The sequence below is a fragment of the Methanobrevibacter sp. genome (assembly GCF_045116495.1).
In the GTDB taxonomy this organism is placed as follows: Archaea; Methanobacteriota; Methanobacteria; order Methanobacteriales; family Methanobacteriaceae; genus Methanocatella.
This window is the reverse complement of sequence record NZ_JBGULU010000050.1, coordinates 1-3115: the sequence shown is the minus strand read 5'-3', so window position 1 is coordinate 3115 and position 3115 is coordinate 1. Positions and strand designations below refer to the sequence as shown.

The following is a 3115-nucleotide window of genomic DNA, read 5'->3' as shown; positions in this document are numbered from 1 at the left end:
TCACCAAGATTTTCACCGAAAAGCTCCTTCAATATCTCATCATACTCGGGAGTCATCGGCATGGTATGATTGAGCTTGAAGACCAATTCGCCTTGGCGGGCATATTTCTCCAATTCCTCTGCAGGGAGTTCATCCATATCCACTCTTTCAAAATCCATCTAATCATCCCTCAATCTTGTTTTAAATGAGTTGGCATGTGCAAAAAAACCTTCATATTCGGCTATTGGAACGGAAGTTTTTGAAAGCTCCTTAAGGCCTTCCCTTGTAAGCCTTTGAACTGTCGGTTTTTTGATGAACGCTTCAGTTGAAAGACCTGAATACATTTTTGCCCCACCGCCTGTAGGCAAAACATGGTTTGTTCCGGAGCCGTAATCCCCTGCCGCCACCGGTGAGTATGGGCCTAAAAATATAGATCCCGCATTGTTGATGTGTGAAAGGGTTTCGTCATCGTCCTTTGTGGATATGATTAAATGTTCGGGAGCGTATTCATTTGTTACATGAATGGCTTCATCAAATGTGTCAGTGATAATAATTTTTCCACTTTTTGCCAATGATTCCTCTATAATTTCACGTCTTGGTGCGATTTCAGTCAGCTGTTTGACAAATTCATCGGTTTTAATAGCTAAATCTTCACTATCTGTTACCAAAAAGCAGGATGCATTAGGGTCATGTTCTGCCTGTGCCAAAATATCTGTTGCCAAAAATTCGGGATTTGCACTTTCATCAGCCAGTATAAGTACTTCAGACGGGCCTGCCGGAAACTCGATATCTACTTGACCATAGACAAGTTTCTTTGCTGCAGTAACGAATATATTTCCAGGACCCACAATTTTTTCAACTCGAGGAATTGACTGTGTTCCGAATGCAAGTCCTGCAATGGCCTGTGCTCCTCCGACTTTGTAGATTTCATCAGCTCCTGCTATATCGGCTGCCACCAAAATGGCATCGAGAATTTTACCGTCCTTTTGAGGAGGTGTAACACAGACAACCTTTTTAACACCTGCAATTTTTGCAGGTATTACTGTCATCAGAATTGATGAGGGATAAGCCGCACGGCCTCCGGGAATATAACAGCCTGCAGAGTTAATAGGTCTTACGATTTGACCTGCAACTACACCAGGATTTACTTCCATTTCCCATTCTGACGGAATTTGCTTTTTGTGAAATTTTTCAATGTTTGAGGCGGCCTGTTTTAAAGCAATAAGCAAATCGTCATCCAAAGTATCATATGCCTCTTCAATTTCAGCTTCGGATACTTTCAAATTTTCTATTGTAACCCCATCGAACTTTTCCGTATATTGTATAATAGCCTGATCCTTGTTCTCCTTGACATTATCTAAAATATCAGATACAATGTCCAGGACATTGTTTACGTCCTGTTCTGACCTTTTTATTGTTTCCAGTAAATCAATGTCAGAGTATTTGAGTATTTCCATTATAACACTACCTCATTATAGCTCCGGTATCCGCTGAGTGAACCAGTTTTTGATATATCGCCAGCCATCCGGAAACATCACTTTCAGGGTGTTTTACTTCTTTTAATCTTTTTTCTATTTCTTCATCAGTAAGTTCAACATTGATTATTCTGTTGTTAATGTCAATTTCAATTATATCACCATTTTGAATGGCGGCAATCGGACCGTTCTCTCTGGCTTCCGGTGAAACGTGTCCTATACAAGGGCCTCTTGTTCCTCCTGAGAATCTTCCGTCTGTTATTAATCCCACATCCTTGATGTTCATTCCTGCCAGAGCAGATGTTGGATTTAACATTTCACGCATTCCAGGACCTCCTTTAGGACCTTCATATCTGATTACTACAATGTCCCCCTCTTCAATTTCATGGTCAAATATTGCTTTTGTAACATCCTCTTCTGAATTATATACCTTTGCAGGTCCTTTAAGATGCATCAGGTTATCGGCAACTGCACCTTTTTTAACAACACTTCCATTTGGAGCAAGATTACCTTTAAGAATTGCAATACCTCCATCCTCATGTACAGGATTGTCTAATGTGTGGATAACATCGGTATTTTTGTTTTCAACAGTTTCCAAGTTCTCGGCAATTGTCTTTCCGGTTACTGTCAACTGATCGGTATCAATCTTATCGCCTAATGTTTTCAATACTGCCTGAATACCTCCTGCCAGATGTAAATCCATCATTGAATCTTCACCGGCTGGAGAAATGAGTGCAATGTGAGGTACTTTTCTGGATATTTCATCAAACAGTTCAAAATCCACTTCAACACCTTCAACTTCACTTGCAATTGCCGGAATGTGAAGGGCTGTATTGGATGAACCTCCAAGTGCCATGTCAACTGCAATTGCATTGTTGAATGCTTCCTGAGTCATGATATCTGACGGTTTGATATCCTTTTCAACAAGCTCTATGATTTTTTTACCTGATTCGTATGCAATCTGATTATTTTCTTCTGTTCTGGCATGGGTGGTGGCACATGTTGGAAGTGATAATCCAAAGGTTTCGGTTATGCATGCCATTGTATTTGCTGTGAATAATCCTGAACAGCTTCCTGCACCCGGACATGCGCATTTTTCGAGTTCATTGACTTCTTCTTCAGACATTTTTCCGGCAGAATAAGCACCGACAGCCTCAAAGACTGTAATCAGGTCTGCAGGTTTGCCTTTATATTCCCCTGATGCCATCGGTCCCCCGGTTACAACGATTGAAGGTATATTAACGCGAGCTGCACCCATAATCATTCCAGGAACTACCTTGTCACAGCTTGGAATTAATACTAATCCGTCAAATGCATGGCCCTTTGTCATTGATTCGACTGTTGCCGCAATTATTTCACGTGAAGGCAGGGAATATTTCATTCCTTCATGGTTCATGCTTATTCCGTCACATACTGCCATTGTATCGAATTCGAATGGAATACCTCCTGCGGCAATAATTCCTTCCTTAACAAATTCTACAAGTTCTCTCAGGTGGATATGACCAGGCACAATGTCTGTAAAACTGTTTGCTATTCCAATGAACGGTTTTTTAAAGTCATCATCATCAAGTCCGCAGGCTCTTAAAAGTGACCTGTGCGGAGCTCTTTGAATTCCTTTCTTAATACTATCACTTTTCATTTAATCACACATCAAATTTAAT

General features: G+C 40.7%; 2 protein-coding genes. Both read right to left on the bottom strand.

Annotated elements, in window-relative coordinates; genetic code table 11:
• Positions 1-158: 158 nt before the first annotated feature.
• Positions 159-1436, bottom strand: coding sequence for a histidinol dehydrogenase (gene hisD, locus ACJMLH_RS02545; RefSeq protein ID WP_405274422.1), 1278 nt, complete (start codon positions 1434-1436; stop codon positions 159-161).
• Positions 1437-1443: 7 nt separating this feature from the next.
• Entirely contained in the window at positions 1444-3093 is a 1650-nt protein-coding gene (gene ilvD / locus ACJMLH_RS02540) for a dihydroxy-acid dehydratase (RefSeq protein WP_405274420.1), read from the bottom strand.
• Positions 3094-3115: the final 22 nt, after the last annotated feature.

What these genes read in the sequence shown, in the direction of transcription:
- hisD (WP_405274422.1), bottom strand. Translation starts at nt 1,436, where the DNA reads ATGGAAATACTCAAATACTCTGACATTGATTTACTGGAAACAATAAAA.
- ilvD (WP_405274420.1), bottom strand. Translation starts at nt 3,093, where the DNA reads ATGAAAAGTGATAGTATTAAGAAAGGAATTCAAAGAGCTCCGCACAGG.